This window comes from Candidatus Epulonipiscium viviparus (genome assembly GCF_000171335.1).
Taxonomy (GTDB): domain Bacteria; phylum Bacillota; class Clostridia; order Lachnospirales; family Cellulosilyticaceae; genus Epulonipiscioides; species Epulonipiscioides viviparus.
The window spans coordinates 58,212-74,987 of record NZ_ABEQ01000001.3; the positions used below are offsets into that span (position 1 = coordinate 58,212).

The 16,776-nt window shown below is 37.3% G+C and carries 15 protein-coding genes; 4 read left to right on the forward strand and 11 right to left on the reverse strand.

Annotation, left to right across the window (positions count from 1 at the left end; genetic code table 11):
• Positions 1–131 precede the first annotated feature (131 nt).
• Both EPU_RS14495 and EPU_RS14575 read left to right on the forward strand, forming a co-directional pair.
• On the forward strand, positions 132–704 hold the full coding sequence (locus EPU_RS14495) for a carbohydrate ABC transporter permease (protein WP_255347238.1): 573 nt from the start codon (positions 132–134) through the stop codon (positions 702–704).
• 54 nt (positions 705–758) lie between these two features.
• A complete protein-coding gene (locus EPU_RS14575; protein ID WP_416386293.1) occupies positions 759–1,946 on the forward strand; it encodes an extracellular solute-binding protein in 1,188 nt (395 codons plus the stop codon).
• A gap of 44 nt (positions 1,947–1,990) precedes the next feature.
• Here the strand turns inward: EPU_RS14575 and EPU_RS00120 are convergent, their stop codons facing one another.
• The 9 genes from EPU_RS00120 to EPU_RS00160 all read right to left on the reverse strand — a co-directional run bounded on the left by EPU_RS00120 (position 1,991) and on the right by EPU_RS00160 (position 9,995).
• Positions 1,991–2,689 carry a FadR/GntR family transcriptional regulator gene (locus EPU_RS00120; RefSeq protein ID WP_029487683.1) on the reverse strand — a complete coding sequence of 233 codons (699 nt, stop codon included), beginning with the start codon at positions 2,687–2,689 and terminating at the stop codon, positions 1,991–1,993.
• A 79-nt stretch (positions 2,690–2,768) separates the two neighbouring features.
• On the reverse strand, positions 2,769–3,845 hold the full coding sequence (locus EPU_RS14500; RefSeq protein ID WP_029487684.1) for a Gfo/Idh/MocA family protein: 1,077 nt from the start codon (positions 3,843–3,845) through the stop codon (positions 2,769–2,771).
• Positions 3,835–4,692: an amidohydrolase family protein gene (locus tag EPU_RS00130; RefSeq protein WP_010165682.1), complete on the reverse strand. Its 858-nt coding sequence runs from the start codon at positions 4,690–4,692 to the stop codon at positions 3,835–3,837. Before EPU_RS00130 ends, EPU_RS14500 begins: the two co-directional genes overlap by 11 nt.
• Before the next feature lie 39 nt (positions 4,693–4,731).
• The gene (locus EPU_RS00135) at positions 4,732–5,055 is read right to left on the reverse strand and encodes an L-rhamnose mutarotase (protein WP_010165683.1); all 324 of its coding nucleotides are present in this window, start codon (positions 5,053–5,055) and stop codon (positions 4,732–4,734) included.
• Between the two features lie 12 nt (positions 5,056–5,067).
• On the reverse strand, positions 5,068–6,084 hold the full coding sequence (locus EPU_RS00140) for a zinc-binding alcohol dehydrogenase family protein (RefSeq protein WP_029487685.1): 1,017 nt from the start codon (positions 6,082–6,084) through the stop codon (positions 5,068–5,070).
• 15 nt (positions 6,085–6,099) lie between these two features.
• Positions 6,100–6,543, reverse strand: coding sequence for a MaoC family dehydratase (locus tag EPU_RS00145; protein WP_010165685.1), 444 nt, complete (start codon positions 6,541–6,543; stop codon positions 6,100–6,102).
• Positions 6,544–6,545: 2 nt separating this feature from the next.
• Positions 6,546–7,682: a CaiB/BaiF CoA transferase family protein gene (locus EPU_RS00150; protein WP_010165686.1), complete on the reverse strand. Its 1,137-nt coding sequence runs from the start codon at positions 7,680–7,682 to the stop codon at positions 6,546–6,548.
• Positions 7,683–8,843: a CaiB/BaiF CoA transferase family protein gene (locus tag EPU_RS00155; protein ID WP_010165687.1), complete on the reverse strand. Its 1,161-nt coding sequence runs from the start codon at positions 8,841–8,843 to the stop codon at positions 7,683–7,685.
• A gap of 9 nt (positions 8,844–8,852) precedes the next feature.
• Positions 8,853–9,995 (reverse strand): extracellular solute-binding protein, encoded by a 1,143-nt coding sequence (locus tag EPU_RS00160; RefSeq protein WP_029487686.1) that lies wholly within the window; start codon positions 9,993–9,995, stop codon positions 8,853–8,855.
• A 295-nt stretch (positions 9,996–10,290) separates the two neighbouring features.
• Here EPU_RS00160 and EPU_RS00165 point away from each other — a divergent pair, with 295 nt between their 5' ends.
• A complete protein-coding gene (locus EPU_RS00165; protein WP_010165690.1) occupies positions 10,291–11,724 on the forward strand; it encodes a tagaturonate reductase in 1,434 nt (477 codons plus the stop codon).
• A 94-nt stretch (positions 11,725–11,818) separates the two neighbouring features.
• The gene (locus tag EPU_RS00170) at positions 11,819–13,006 is read left to right on the forward strand and encodes an iron-containing alcohol dehydrogenase (protein ID WP_010165691.1); all 1,188 of its coding nucleotides are present in this window, start codon (positions 11,819–11,821) and stop codon (positions 13,004–13,006) included.
• Between the two features lie 46 nt (positions 13,007–13,052).
• On the opposite strand, the gene EPU_RS00175 is transcribed toward EPU_RS00170, so the two are convergent.
• On the reverse strand, positions 13,053–15,335 hold the full coding sequence (locus EPU_RS00175) for a putative bifunctional diguanylate cyclase/phosphodiesterase (protein ID WP_029487689.1): 2,283 nt from the start codon (positions 15,333–15,335) through the stop codon (positions 13,053–13,055).
• Between the two features lie 460 nt (positions 15,336–15,795).
• The gene (locus EPU_RS00180) at positions 15,796–16,701 is read right to left on the reverse strand and encodes a LysR family transcriptional regulator (RefSeq protein WP_029487691.1); all 906 of its coding nucleotides are present in this window, start codon (positions 16,699–16,701) and stop codon (positions 15,796–15,798) included.
• Positions 16,702–16,776: the final 75 nt, after the last annotated feature.

Here is a 16,776-nt window from a genome sequence, read left to right on the forward strand (position 1 = left end):
TAATCGCACAGCCTATGAAAATCATCCCTGAGGAATTACACTTTTTGAATTATGTAGAAGTGTTGCAAAATTCATCATTTTTTCGATATTTTTTTAATACATTTATAACAGCRACAGTTTCTACGTTGGGTATGCTAGTTACTACAATTTTAGCGACGTTTGCATGTGTGAAATTGGATTTTTATGGTAAAAGARTATTGATGGTTTCTATGATTGCCCTATTGATGATTCCAGATGAAATTRTAGTATTTAGTAATTATCAAACCATTGCTCAACTTGGACTCATGAATACTTACACAGGATTGGTACTTCCGTCGTTTGCAAGCGTTTTCTATATTTTTTACCTTAATAAATTTTTAGCGTCAATGCCGAATTCGTATTATAACACAGCCAAGATGACTGGAGTACCCGATATTAAATTTATTACCAAAGTGTTGATTCCATTAGCGCGACCAGGGATTTTTACCATAGGCTTACTAAGTTTTATAGAAGAATGGCATTCGTTTATATGGCCAATTTTAATAACCAATGATCCAGAAATGCGATTGCTATCAGATGGTCTTAGTTCGTTTGTTATACAAAGTGATCGAGACATACATCTGCAAATGGCAGCTGCAACTATTACGGTTTTACCTATTTTAATATTATACTTTATATTTAGACGCGAAATTATTAAAGGCGTAGTGGCAACAGGTTTAAAATARAAGAAAAGGTGRTATGATATGAAAAAATTGTTATATTTGTTATTAGCAACATTTATGTTAGTGGGATGCGAAGCCTCGGAGGAYGAAGAAATAGCAACGGGGCCGGTAGAAATTACATTTTGGCATGTTGTTAATGGAGAGCAAGCTGTCTTATTAAATGAACTTACGGATAGATTTATGGCAGCAAATCCCGAAATTATAGTGAAATTAGAAAGTCAGCCAGATCACAACGAGTTAAGTGCAACGATTTCGTCGACTCTAATTAGCCCAGATCATTTACCTACAATGACACAAGCGTACATAGATTGGCTCTTATACCCTATTCAAGATGGATTAGTCTTAGATATTTTGCCGTTGATAACAGATACGCCCGATAAAACAGCTTCCTACAATGATATAAATCCAGAATTTTTAACGCATCTGATGATAGATGGAGGGTTATATGGAATGCCGTTTACTAAATCTAGCGAAGTGATTTGGTATAATAAAACTATATTTGATGAACTAGGATTGACTCCACCCGATACATTTGATGAGCTTGTGACCGTATCAAAAGAGATTTATGAAAAAAAGGGCATTCCAGGAGCTGGATTTGATTCGTTATCCAATTATTTTTATAGCTACTTAAATTACCTCGGAGTTACATTTGATCCGAACGAAGATCAGATGGCAGCTTTGAAGGAAATGGCGCACTACTATTTGGACGGTATTAAAGAAGGCTATTTCAGAATAGCAGGGACTGACAAATATCTATCTCAGCCTATGGGAGATCAAAAACTAGCKATGTATATTGGCTCAACTGCTGCAGGGACATTTATAGARAAAAATGCTGCTGGGAAATTTGAGTTAGCCACAGCATCATATCCGGACGAGTATGCTATACAGCAGGGRACTGATGCTTTTATATTCACTACCGCGAGCAAGCGTGAGCAAGATGCCGCGTTGCAATATGTCAACTTTCTAGCAAGTCCAGAAATTCAGCTAGAATGGGCTATCGAAACAGGATATCTCCCAATTCGAAATAGTGTACTCAATTCTGAAGAATATCTCGATTCCAATTCATTAATTCCCGGGTTAATCGAGCATATGTTTAGTAAGCCTGTTGTTCCAAATGGCAATGCTGTTATCGCAGAAATCGAAATGGTATTAGAAACAATTTTATCTCAAGAGGATACTACTGACGCTGAAGTAGAAAAAAATTTACAAAATCTACAATATAGTCTYTCGTCTATTTGGGAATAAAAAATAAGGGATGCACCTGCGTTGGGTGGTCCCTTTTTATTTGCCTACTTTTTGATAATACTTTTTAGTGAGTCTTCAAAAAATTCATTTAGTCGTTGCTCTAACAACTCTCGACTCTCCTCTTCGAATGCACAGACGATTTTTTCACGATGCATTATGGCAGATTTTCTAGCAGCACTAGAGTTTAGTATCTTAATAGAAGACTCGGTTCGAAGCAACACCAAAGTTTGCATTAGCTTGAAATAAATGCCATTGCCGCATTCCGAACCTACATATAAATCTAAATTGTTTAAATTTTCCAGAAATTCCACGGAACTAATTTTTCGCCATCCATCAGCCGCTATYTCATTTATCAATTTTCTCATCTGTGCCACGATCTTGCGATTTGCTCTGTCAAAACAAGATAGATAAATATCTGTTTCGATCAATTGTCTGGCAGCGTAAATATCTTCTACATTGTTTAGTTCTTTATGATATATCCACGTAATCGTTTTATCTGGAATCAGGACTTTGTTATCAGATACAAACGTGCCCTCGCCTGGCTTTATCACAATCATTCCGATCAACGAAAGAGCCCGCAGTGCTTCGCGAACTCTACTTCTAGTTACATTAAATACCACYGCTAATTCACGTTCGGTAGGTAATTGTTCACCCGCGGCCAATTTGCCGTCTATTATCTGTGTTGCAAGCTGTTCCATAATTTGTTCTGTAATGGTTACTTTTTTTACTGGTGTTATTTCCATAAACTTTCACTTCCCATCAAAAAACTTTACCATATTATATCGCAAGAACTAGTTAGGCACAAGTAAATATATATMGCCGYTAYACGCGAGTGCCACCACTGTTATTAGATTTGTAACAAGCTTCCACAACGCGCATTGTTTGGTAAGCATCATCCACGCTGTTCATATATTCATATGCGGGGTCTTCTAATTTACGCAAAAGCCCTCCCATAGTTCCAATGAATGCTTCTGGAAACCAGCTTCCAATTATAGGCACTTCTTTCCATACTCCTTCTGATGCAGTGATGTATTCCAATTTATCTGGTCTACCAGCAGGATAATCTAAAATTAATCCAAGAGTTAGGCGGATGGCACCTTTGGTACCCTCGATTTTTAAGCAGGAGTCTTGATAATCTGGTGCATAATCGTGCCCATGGTTAGTACTGATGTTAACACGCAATGTGTCGCCATAGTCCAAAATAATGGTGCTTGCCGTTTGCGATAACTGAGCTGCCTTCGGACTTTTCATAGTCTTGCACCATACAGCTGCGGGCTCTCCTAACAACGAGCGAACAGCATCGATATAATGAATACTATGATAATTAATTTCGCATCTATCTTTATCGTTTAAGAATGTCCACAGATGCCATGGTTGTAGCGTCACCACTCGCCAGTCTAAATCATATACCTCTCCAATAATCCCGCTGCTAAGCAATTCTCGAAGCTGGATCATATACGGAGATTGTCTCAATTGAAAATTGACACCAGCAACCAAGTTTTTTTCATGACAAATATCCAAAATTTCCGTTGCTTCTTCTATACTTTCACCCATAGGCTTTTGAACGAGTACGCCACTTCCATCTGGCAATTTACGCAAAATACTTGCTGTTAAATTTGCGGGCAATGCCACATCAAATACACCGTTGTTGGCATGGCAATCTGCTATCATTTCGTCTAGATTTTCATAAACTTTTTCGATGCCAAACTTTGCCGCTACCTTATGCGCAGTGGCAACCGTTCGATTATAGATTCCTTTGATCGGATACCCTGCCAAATTATACGCAGGAGCTTGGGCATCGCTGATAATTTCGCCGGCACCAACTATATAGATAGGTCGCGCCTTGGGGTCTGCTGGCATAGCAGGAACATACTTCAATTCATTGATATTATTGATCATTACTGAGCCCTCCAATATGATAAATATTCATCGCATTTTTATAGAAGAATAAATCTTTTGCTGGTCTAGTTTCAAAAATTTTCAGCATTGCTTTTGTCCAGTCATCGAAGGTGATGCTCAAATTACAAACTGGAAAATTGCTAGCAAACATTACGCGCTTCTCGCCAAATAGGTCTAGGCAATATTCTACGAATGGGGTAATGATCGTCACATCACTACTGGACAACCCCGAAATTTTGCATACAACATTATCCAAACTCGCCAATAATTTGATGCCTTGTTTCCATTTTTCGGTTTCTTCTATATTTGCAGTAACATCTGGAAGCCCCATATGGTTAAGCACTATAAGTGTCTCTGGGCATTGCTTTGCCAATTGATACAAGTCGGCCAATTCTCCAGGACGTATACAAGCTTCAAAATGCAAGTTCATCTTTCCGAGTTGCTTTACGTTTTCGATAAAAGTTGGGTTTAGACAAGTTTTAGCAGGTGTATTATCAAAATGTAATATATATCGAACTCCTGCGACCGAGTTTTTGTTTGTATATTCTGCTAGAGATTGCTCCATATCGGGATCTAGCAGATCTGCGTATAAGACAACTGATTTTACGAAGTCTGATCTATCTGCAGCCAGTTGAACAAAATAATCGTTTTCAGCTTTTTTCTGAGCCGCAATAGTATCAAGTTCCACGTGCACAGCCCCTACAACTTTGTAGTCATCCCCTTCTGCCAGCGCTTCAAACTCAGATAGCAAAATAGGACGATTTAAAATGTCCACTTCTTTTAACCATTCAACACAAAATCGATCTGGATCAAAGATGTGAAAATGAGCATCAATAATTTGTTGCATATAAATATCACCATATTCAGCCCCGTGGCCGAACCCTTCCTAATCTAAATGATAAACTTCTTCCATATCGGCCCACCACTCGCCATCTTTTCTCGTCTCAAGAGGTGTTTGAAACGGCTTAACTAGTGCCCACCATTCTTGAGTTTTTGGGTCCGCTGCCATTTTGGCCATATCAGCATCATAGTCATCGCCAATATATTCGTAATAGCTAAACAAATACCCATCCTTATAGTATATTGAATAATTTTGAATATTACATTTCTTGATCATGGCATCAATCTCGGGCCACGGATGGCTGTGATGATACTTGTAGTCTTGCAGCTTATCGGATTTTACCTCAATAATTTGACCAAATCTTTTCACGACATCTTCCTCCTAAAACTCAATCATAACTTTTAACATAGATCCGGCATTGGCATCGAAATCCGCAAATGCCTGAGGTGCGTCATCGAGAGAATACATATTGGTAACTACATCGTCGATATTTAGTTTGCCGCTAGATAAAATCTCGATTGCTTCTGCAAAGTCTTCGCGTCTAGCATTTCGAGAACCCAATATAGTAAGCTCTTTTTGCTGAATGGTGGTAAAAAATAGATCTACGTTTTGCTTGCCAACGCCAAGTTGAATCATCTTTCCGCCAAAAGCGACAGCATCCATACAATTTTGAAAWGTAGATGGCAATCCAACTGCTTCTACTACAATATCATATCCGTCTCCACCAGTTATGCGTTCAACTGCTGCTGCAAACGCCTCGGGGYTAGTGTTGCATATCGTGTGCTGAACTCCAAAGCGTTTTGCGTACTCAACTTTGCTATCTGAAATATCGCATATAGTTACTTCGGCATCCTTTGCCAACGCGGCAACTGCGGCAAGAACTCCGATTGTGCCCGCACCAACAACGAGAACTTTATCTCCTTTTGTGATGTTTGCTTTTTTAATTCCGTGATAGCTGATACAAAATGGTTCTACCAATGCTAAAGTTTTGGCTGATAATCCGTTGCCGGCAAAAAGACGTTCGGTCGACAAAGTAATATACTCTGCAAATGCGCCTTGCCTATGAATACCCATCGTTTGGTTGGTTGCGCAACAATTGACCAAGCCTTTCTTGCAAGAGTAGCAATGGCCACAGTTGAAATAAGGGATCGCTGTTACCAATGTTCCTGCAGTTAATCCTTTGTCGTTTTCGCCTATTTCTACAATCTCAGCTGAAAATTCATGTCCTGGAATTGTTGGATAGTTAATATATTTCATAGTTCCTCGGTAGCTACTTAGGTCGCTTCCRCATATCCCGCCATACAAAATTTTAAGCAACGCCTCTCCTTCTTTTGCAACAGGTTTTTCGCCCTCCACTATTGCAACATCAAAAGCTCCTCGCATCATTACCTCTTTCATTGCAGTTACTCCTCTCTAAGCTCGTTTTTCAACACTAATAATATGCTCACACACCAACACTAACTCATCGTTTTGATTGGTAACCTCTATTTTTTCTGTCACAAAGCCGCGTGATGCATTTTTGGGATTGTCTCGTTTCTCTACAATTTTTACAACAGTTTTGATGGTATCGTTAATAAATACAGGTTTAATAAATCTCATTCTGTCGTAGCCGTAAGTGAATGCGCGTGGATTGATATCTCCACATTGAAGGCCCATTCCGATGCTAAAGATCATGGTTCCGTGCGCAATTCTTTGGCCAAATTCTGTAGTTTTGCAAAATTCAGCATCAACATGATGTGGATAAAAATCGCCTGTATGCCCCGCGTGAACAACAAAGTCCGTTTCTGTCATTGTGCGTGAGCCACCTTCTCTCACATGGCCAATTTCAAAATCCTCAAAAAATATATCCTTGATCATAATTAACTCTCCTTTTTGAAATATTTATCGTTATCTTGCCCTATCTTTGGAGACGGTTTGTCAGAGAAAAACTTTTGCCCATCAATGCTAATCGGACATCGGAGCACCGTCATCTTTTTGCCGCTCTGCAGTCGAATTTCTTGCAACATATCCAGATGCTTAAAGGCTTCGGTTTCTAGCAGCATATCCCAATTGTAGATATTCGAGCACCATATATCGTGTTGCTGCAATATATCCAGCCAATGCTGCGTAGTATTCGTTAGCAGATGCTGTGCTAATATTGCCTTGATTTCGTCACGTTTGGTAGACCAGGTTGTCGCATCAGTGTATTCAGTTAGTTGAGCGCATCCTAGTAATTCTCCCAAAAGCGGGATCGGCGCAATCGCTAATGTGATATACCAATCTTTGGTGGAGTAGATGCCATATGGCGCGTTGGTATAGAAGTTGGCATTACTAATGGCGCTACGTTGAGGAATTTCATTGCCATCATTTAAAAATGTTGTGAATCCTTCGAACTGTAAATCCATCATCGATTCGATCATGCTAACCTGAACAAATGCACCAGCTCCGGTTGCTTCTTTGCGAATGAGTCCAGCAAGCACTCCCTGAACCAAATGTTGCCCGCTCACTAAGTCGGCAATCGAGATTCCTGCTGGAGTTGGAGGCTTGTCACGATTTCCGTTTGCCATAGCTATTCCAGATAGCGATTGCACTAGTAAGTCTTGACCCGGGTCCGATGCCCATTCACCTTCGTGACCAAATCCTGTGATTTCCGCATATACAATACCCGGGTTAATTTCTGATATAGATTTATAGTCGATGCCTAACTTTTTGGCAACGTGGGGTCTAAAATTGATTAGCATCACATCGGCTGTTGCAACCAACTCCCGTAATTGTTGTTGCCCTAAATCTGATTTTAAATCGACCGATACGTCATCCTTGTTGCGATTGATTACATGAAACAGAGTACTGTCACCGTCTATCACAAGATTTGATGAGTATAAAGTTCTGCATATATCACCGGCGGGTTGTTCTACTTTTATAACATCAGCACCCAGGTCTGCAAGTCTTAATGCTGCAGAAGGCCCTGCCAAAAATTGGCATAAATCTAATACTTTTACTCCTTCTAATGGACCCATCTAATTTGCATCTCCCTTCGTTATCTTAAACTCTTGCATGATTTTTTGCGTATCCTCACCCAAAGCCGGAGCCCATTTGTTCGATTTATATATTTCGCCGTCAATTCGGATCGGGCATCGAGTGGTGATGATATCTCTGTGACCAGGTCTGCCAACATGAACTAGCATATCCAAAGACTTAAATCCAGGGCGATCAATCAGCTCTTTCCAATTTAATACTTCAGATGCCCAATAATTTTTTGATTTTAATTTTGCTAGCCAATTTTCAGTAGTATCTTGTGTCAACGTTGCTTGGATCAGTTGCTTAATTTTATCTCGCTGTGCAAAGGCGCTTGCGTCATCTGCGTAGTCTGCCAATGCTGGAATGTCCAATATTTCACCAAGATCTGGCAACGAGCCCATAGCTAGTGCGATGAAGCTGTCTTGAGTTGCGTAAATTCCATATGGTGCGGGCAGATATACATGAGCATTATTGACTTTTGCGCGAGTTGGCAATGTGTGATCGTCGTTAATATATGTTGCAATAAACTCAAACTGTAAATCTAACATAGACTCTAGCAAGCTGACGGATACTCTACCACCTTCTCCAGTTTTAAACCTTCTATATATGCAAGCCAAAATTCCTTGAACCAAATGAATGCCTGCATAAGTGTCTGCCATAGCAAGAGCGATTGGCGTTGGCAAGTCGTCTTGATTTCCATTTAATAGAGTAAGCCCTGAAAGCGACTGAATCATCAAATCCTGACCAGGACGCTTAACCCAAGGACCGTCTAGACCGTATCCAGAGACAGTGCCATACACAATTTTGCTGTTAATTTTTTTGACATCTTCATATCCCAAGCCCAATTTATCCATAATTCCGGGTCTAAAGTTTTCGATCAAAATGTCAGCTTGCTTGATCAACTCTTTAACCGCAGTTAAGTCGGCCGGATCTTTTAAATCTGCAGTAAAGCTTTCCTTGTTACGGTTGATGGTGTGAAACAAAACTCCATCGTTATCTGAAATTAAATTTTTAAACACCAATCGCCTGCCATTGTCTCCGCCTTGGGGACGCTCCACCTTTATAACTCGGGCACCCAAATCTGCCAGTCTCAATGCTGCAGAAGGCCCTGCTAAATATTGAGCAAAGTCTAGCACGATCAATCCTTCTAATGGTTTCATAGTTTCCTCCTAATTTTTACTTTGAGCATAGAGATGTTGTAATTTACTGATTAATTTATCGACGTTAGTTCCTTTCATAATCCACTCGCGAATCATCGGCCCTGCGGTTTCTTGAAATCCCAAATAGCCGTTATATCTAGGTCGTAAATAAGCATTATCTAGCGTTTTGAGTGTATTAGCAAAGAAATTTGAAGTAATACTATTGGTTGCTGCATCTAACCAGGCAGCTCTATGACCCGGTTGCCCWCCGYTTTCTGAATATATGGTTTTTTGARTTGCAGCAGAAGCCGTAAATTTCATATAGTCTATTGCCAGGTCGATATTTTTACATTTCGCGGATATTGCAAATCCGGCGCCACCTAAAGTAGTTTTCAGCATCTTGCCTTTGTATGTTACAACATCGGTCGCAATGATCTTACTGGTGCTATACCCTCTTCGAGAATAGTTAGAGTATCCAAAATCGCAAGGGCAATAGTATTGCTCGGTTGCTGGGTCGGCAAGAACTTCGTAGACACCAATCGGATTTTTGGAAAATACACTGTCTGGCAAATAGCTAAACAATTCCTTAACTTCGATCAAGCTTTCTTTCATAATATCATAAGGAGCGATTTCGTCGGCAATAGTAAATATCTGAGCATCTGTTTTGGTTGCCATAAGCATATAAAACTGCATCAAAATGCTGGTTCCGTTKCCACCGCAATAAACCTTGCCACGTTGTGCTAATGCTATAACGTCGGCCCAAGTTGCAGGAACTTTGGCATCAGCATCGGCAGCAAGCTTGTCGGCAGAATAGAATGCWATCGGACATGCCGCATCGATGGCCAATGCAAACTGATGCCCATTGTATAAATAGCTTTCAAACGATTTGCCAACCGAATTTATTTTCTGATCTTCTAAAAATGGAGCATCTAAATAATTTTCTAACGGCAACAACACTTTCGTATCATTTGCAAAGCCCATCCAAGGGTGATCCAAAATTATTAGATCGTATTTATGCGCAAGCTTATCTATCGGAGCATCTCCAAATTCTTTTAGAGATCGTGCGTCCCAGCTTATAGTTACTTCTGGATGCAGCTCCATATAACGTTGCGCAGTTGCAAGAACAGGAAGCTTTCCTCTGGTATGGGCCCAAGTAATCCCTTTTAAATTCATAAAATATCTCTCCTTGAAAATAATTTTTTTGAAAATAGTTTTTTGTGGTGGTACTACCAATTAGCGAAAAGTATATCAAATAAAAAATATAATTTCAATATTGATTTTTAACAATTTTTTGCCAAATAATTTGTTGATTTTATGGTAAAATGTACCTAATTTTAAAAATATAGCATACAACATAATATATTTATCGTTTTATTTTATTAGAAATAGCGCGTTGACTTTTATTAGACCTGATGCTATATTAATCGTGAAATTATTAGGTGGTATTACCAGATATAGGAGGAATTATATGAATATTAAAGAGGCAGTAGTAAAGAAGTTTACTAGTTATCCAGAAAGAATTTTACAATTTGGTGAAGGAAATTTTCTAAGAGCATTTGCAGATTGGATGGTTGAGTTGGCAAATGAGCAAGGCGTATATCAGGGTAGAATTGTAGTTTGTCAGCCTATAGCAAAAGGTTTGGGAGATTTGCTAAACAGCCAAAATTGCTTATATAATGTATTACTCCAAGGAGCAACAGAACAGCTTCAGACGATACACTCAATATCACGAGTGATTAATCCCTACGAAGATTATGATGCCTTTTCGCAACTAGCGCAAAACCCAGATCTCGATGTAATAATATCGAACACTACAGAGTCTGGAATTGCGTATGTACCAGAAGACACATTAGCAGATGCGCCACCAAAATCGTTTCCGGCAAAAGTATGCGCATTTTTATATTATAGATACAAACATTTCGCAGGTGATCCCGACAAAGGGATGTTGTTGTTGCCTGTTGAGTTGATCGACAACAATGGTGAAAAGTTAAAGCAGATTGTAATTCGATATGCTAAAGAGTGGGGCCTCGAAGAAGAGTTTGTTGAGTGGATAGAAAAGCATAATGAGTTTGCCAGCACATTGGTAGACCGCATAGTTCCGGGATATCCGCGTCTGGAAATTGATTCAATCACCGAAAAACTTGGCTATGAAGACAAGGCAGTAGTGGCTTGCGAAGCCTTTAATTTGTGGGTGATAGAGGCAGATTCAAAATATAAAAACAGGTTGCCTATTCACGAAACTGCTGCAAATGTACTGTGGACAGACGATGTAACGCCGTATAAAAAACGTAAGGTGCGCATTTTAAATGGAAGCCATACAGCCGTAGTGCCATTGGCATTTTTGGCAGGATTTAATACAGTGTTAGAATTTTTTAGAGATACTCAATTTGGTGGGTTTGAAAAAGATTTAATTAACGATGAAATAATTCCTGCAACAGATATGTCTCAAGAAGAGCTACGAAGCTTTGCAGATTCGGTATTAGAGAGATTTAACAATCCGCATATTGTTCACAACCTCATAGATATTACACTAAACAATTCATCGAAATTTGGAGCTCGTTGTATTCCGACTATAGTTGATTATATAAATAAGTTTGGAACATGTCCAAAACACTTTGCATTTGCTATCGCTGGGTTTATTCGTTTCTATAAAGTAGAACAGCAAAACGGTGACTATGTAGGATATAGAGATAATGGAGAGTCATATAAAATTAAGGATGATATAGCCGTACTAGAGCTTTTTGCTAATATTTGGAAAAATAATACGATAGAAGTCGTAGTTCACGAAACGCTAGCTAATTTTTGGGAAGTCGATCTTGCAGACGATTTCGAAGCCGATGTATTAGCATATTTACAAGCAATGCTTAAGGATGGCGTCGCAGAAGCTATGAAACAGTTTTAATGTTATCATGCCAATGCGACATAATTATATTGACAAAAATCTAGATAGCAGGTTAGAATATTTGGGTAAAAAATTTTAAGTAACTGGAGGAATTATGTTAAACAATTTTGTTTATTACGCGCCAACAAAAGTTATTTTCGGAACAGATGCAGAACTGTCGACAGGAGCACTTTTACAAGAAGCGGGTGCCAAATCTGTTATGCTAGTTCACTTTGGATATGAAGTTAAAGTTTTGGGTGAGCTAGTAACTCGAGTTAGAAAAAATATAGAAGCCGCTGGAATTAAGGTTGTAGAGCTAACTGGAATTGTGCCAAATCCGAGGTTGTCTAAAGTTTATGAAGGAATAGAACTTGCAAAGGCCGAGAAAGTTGACTATCTGCTGGCAATAGGAGGGGGATCTTCAATTGATACGGCAAAAGCAATAGGACTTGGCTTATGTTATGAGGGAGATGTTTGGGACTTCTTTATCAAAAAAGCAAATCCAACAGATTGCGTTCCGGTATCGTGTATTTTAACTATAGCAGCAGCTGGAAGCGAAATGAGTACGGGGCTTGTTATAACGCATGACGAAAGTTTATTAAAGAGAGATTGCGGGCATCCAAGCGTTGCGTGTCGCTTTGCAATTATGAATCCAGACATAACATTGTCTTTGCCTGCATATCAAACAGCAAGCGGTTGTGCGGATATAATTATGCATACATTTGAAAGATATATCAGTTCGCATAATAACTTAGATCTTACCGATCAAATAAGCGAAGGGTTGATGCGTACAGTAATAGCCAATGCTAAAATTCTTGCAAAGGAACCGCATAACAAAAAGGCGAGATGGGAAGTTATGTGGGCGGCCAGCTTATCTCATAACGGCTTAACAGGCTGCGGGATAGATGAAGTGGATTTTCCGGTTCATATGATAGAGCACGAGCTTGGAGGGATGTTTGACGTAACTCATGGTGCCGGGATCACGGCTATTTGGGGGACCTGGGCACGCGAGATGCTACCAATTTTGAAGGATAGATTTTCTCAGTTTGCTATTCGGGTGTTTGGAATAGAAGAGCAAGCAACGCAAGAGCAAACATCTCTTCTTGGAATTATAGCAATGGAAGACTTCTTTAAGGAGATCAAAATGCCAATTAGTCTCAAAGAGTTAGGGATCAGTCCAACTGATGAGCAAATAGAAACTTTGGCAACACTTTCTATTCATCGAACGTTAGCAAATCCGCAGATGAAAGAAGCTGTGACCAAAGAGCAGGCGTTAAATATTTTATATAATTCTCGCAAATAATAAGAAGAAGAGGTTACAGCAGTGGATGCGGTAACCTCTTTTTGTATTACTCTTGTTGTAATAGTAGTTGCAGTGCGTCCCATTCAATTGGCTTTGAAAAATAGTACCCTTGAACTAAGCCATAGTTTTTTACTATATCAAATTGTTCTTGTGTCTCTACCCCTTCTATAACCATTTCCATGTTTAATATATCTGAAATATTTTTGATAGAATTGATAATTTCATATTGCTTAGTAGTAGTTTTATTGACAAACAATTTATCTAATTTGAGTATGTCAAAGTTATATTCATTTAGGTAGTTAAAAGATGAATACCCAGTACCAAAGTCATCCATAGCAATGCGGATGCCCATGGCTTGCAACTTTTCTATATTATCTGTGACAATATTTTCATTTACCGTTGCCTTGGTTTGTAGCAATGCGGATTCTGTGATTTCAAAGCATATGTCAGAATAATGTATGTTATAACGATCCAAAATGTCCTTTGCATTAGACACAAAATCAGGCATTCTAATTTGTATAGGAGAAACATTGATAGAGATTTGTATTTTATTGTTTGCTGAATACAKTTCTTGCATATCTTTCGAAACTCGTTCTATAATCCAATATCCTAGGTCAATAATCAATTCTGTTTGTTCTGTAATGTGAATAAATTGGTCTGGATATACAAATCCAAGTAAAGMRYTTTTCCACCTAACRAGTGCTTCAGCTTTTTTAATAACCTTATTTTTATCTATAATTGGTTGATAGTTTAAGAAGAATTCGTTATTTGTTATAGATACTTTCAAAATATTCCTAATAATATCTTCTCTGAGTGAATTTTGATATACTAATGGATCAAACATGACAATATCATTGATTGCTAGTTCTTTGGCTTGGTTAGACATAATGCTTATCTTACTAAACAGCTCATCTTTGYTACTGGCATGTTGCGGACATATAATCCCTATCGAATCAAAGAGTATATTAATAGATTTATGAATGATATTGATCGGATATTGTGCAAAGTAATCTGTTAGTGCATGATAAAAAGTTATAACTTCTGATTCGGTATATATTTCTTGCAAAATTAAAATGAATTTTTCCTCTCCAAAACGTGTAATTTGTACATTTTTATGATTACTAAAATGTTTAAATCGTCGAGCTATTTCAACTAAAATGATATCTCCTTTTCCTTCTATATTGCCGTCATGTATAGATTTAAAATCTCTAATTTCCAATACGATTAATGCGAATTGTCTATCTTGATTCAATATTTTGGTAATATGTTTGTTGAAATGTTGCCTATTGGGCAATTTCGTTAGGYYATCATAAAATAGCAATTCTTTAATTTTTGTTGATACAGTTTTTTCCATAACTACTGTCAAGTCATTTATGTAGCTAATCCCAAAGTTATGCTCTGAAGTATCTCCCAACTCTAAAAGAATGTTTCTTACATTGTTAATAGAAGCTGCCACAGGATGTAAGATTACCTTTATAGTAATAAGAACCAACATCGATATAATAATAGCAAAAGAACTGGTCCCAAATATAATATCMAATTGAGATCGTTCCACATAAGTGGTATTTCGAACGGATGATTTATCTATTATAAATATCAATTTCTCCTTGCTAATTGTTTGAGTRTATTCGTATATGTAGTGAGTAATAGAATGAGTGGGAATATTAGTTGATTCTATGCCTGCTGTTGYAGTTATTCCATAGTCATGTTGGAGATACAAMTCTAAAGATCCCAGATGAAAATGTTCCACAAAGTATTCTAGCATATCTGCTAATGTAATGTCGATTGATACTGCACCGAGAATATTATTGTTTTTATCGTAGACATTGGATACAATACTAAACATAGTATGTTGATTATTCATATATAGCGGCGTCGTATATTGTGGTGATCTAGTGTAGTACTCGTTGAACCAGGGAGCGTCGTGCAAAGATTTTCCCATTATAATGTTATCGTGTGTAATCGGCTCTGCTTGGTTTAAAGTATAAACAGAAATTTGGGCCGTTAATCCCATATTAGTTAAAAAATTATTTATATTTTGAAGGCCCAACCAATATTCTAGAATCTTTGTGGCAGAAATCGTATCCTCATTATTTGTGATAAATAAATTTTGGACGGTATCATTAGAGGCCACTAGATGGTTTGCATAACTAAGTACTTGTAAATCTTGCTGRTATTTGTCTATGAGATCATCTACATACATTTTGCTTATCGATTTAACTGTCTGTGTATCCCAAATGTGAATCATTACTTGAACTATGATCATTATACCTATAAATAAAGCTACAACAGTAGTTAATAATTTTTTATCTATAAATTTACGATTCATAATATCACCTCTTCCAATATTTTTTGGTACTGTATAAATATATTGTAAATATATTATTTTAACACAAAAGATTGTAGATTGGCTTTTTGTATTATAAATTGAACAGGGGGTATGTCTATATATAGCAATGCTTGATGTAAGCGTATTTATTTTTTGAAAAAGATATATTTGCACAAAATTATTTTGGGAATGCAGTAAAATATATTTTATTTATATGTAAGTCAATATAAAAATTAAAAATTAATTATTATTAATGCGAGAAATTGCTATAGCTTTAAGTTATACTTCATATAGTATTTTAGTATTGGCATTTAGATGTGCAAAATGGTATTATAATGGTAGGAGAAAGAAACGACGTCTATCTACTATTCTAAATATAAAGATTAAATAAAAACAGTCAATATGCTATTGTTCTAAATTCATAATTATATTGCTATATCATAGTGCACAAATGCCAAAGTTATAATACTTCTTTAATTATATTGATAATCTCTCGAGTATGTGCAGATAAATATGATCCCTTTCGATACGCTACTACCACATCATAAGATAAATCCTTTGTACCCACAGAAAATTGAACTAAATTCCCCTTTGATAAATGTTTTAGATGAAATTCAGACATAAAGCAAACTCCACTATTGACATCTACTAGGTTTAGGGTAGTGATGAAGTTTTCTATATGATAAATAGTTATAGGGTTAAAATTAAGTGAATTGAGAGTTTTAAACGCAATTTGACCAATTCGCTGAGTATTTGAGGCAAGTATAAAAGGGTCCTCATTAAAATAATTRATATCTATCCACGGATATTTAAACTTAGAAGACAGTACGCCTTTATCAGCGTGTACATGGTCGGCACTAATCACTAGAGTAATATAATCAGGTTTTATGAATTCGTATTCTATAAATGGATTAGTAATAGGAGTGGTAAGTACTGCAATATCGAGTTCGCCAGATATTAACGCATTTTCTAGCTGCTTGGTTGTGTTATCACTAGTATTAATCTCAACATTAGGATACTTTTGGTTAAAAATTGGCAAAATCAATGGAAATAGATATGACCCTCTAGTAGGTGGGATGCCAATATTCAATTTACCTTTATCGAACAATGCGATATCGACCAATTGTTGATCTAATCGATTTTTGATAGAAATAATTTCTTTCGCGCTTTCAATGTAATATTCACCAGCATAAGTGAGAGTAAAACGATTACCTAATCTATTAAAGAGTTTTGTTCCTAACGACTCTTCGAGATTCTTTATATATTTACTGAGCGATGGTTGAGATATAAACAGATATTGAGAAGCTTTTGTGATGTTTTGAAACTTTGCAACAGCGAGTACATAATTTAATTCTTTAAAATCCATAGCACACCTCTAAAAATAGTATTTTATCTAAGATTATAACTATATTGAATATTATTGTCAATTAAATATAGTTCT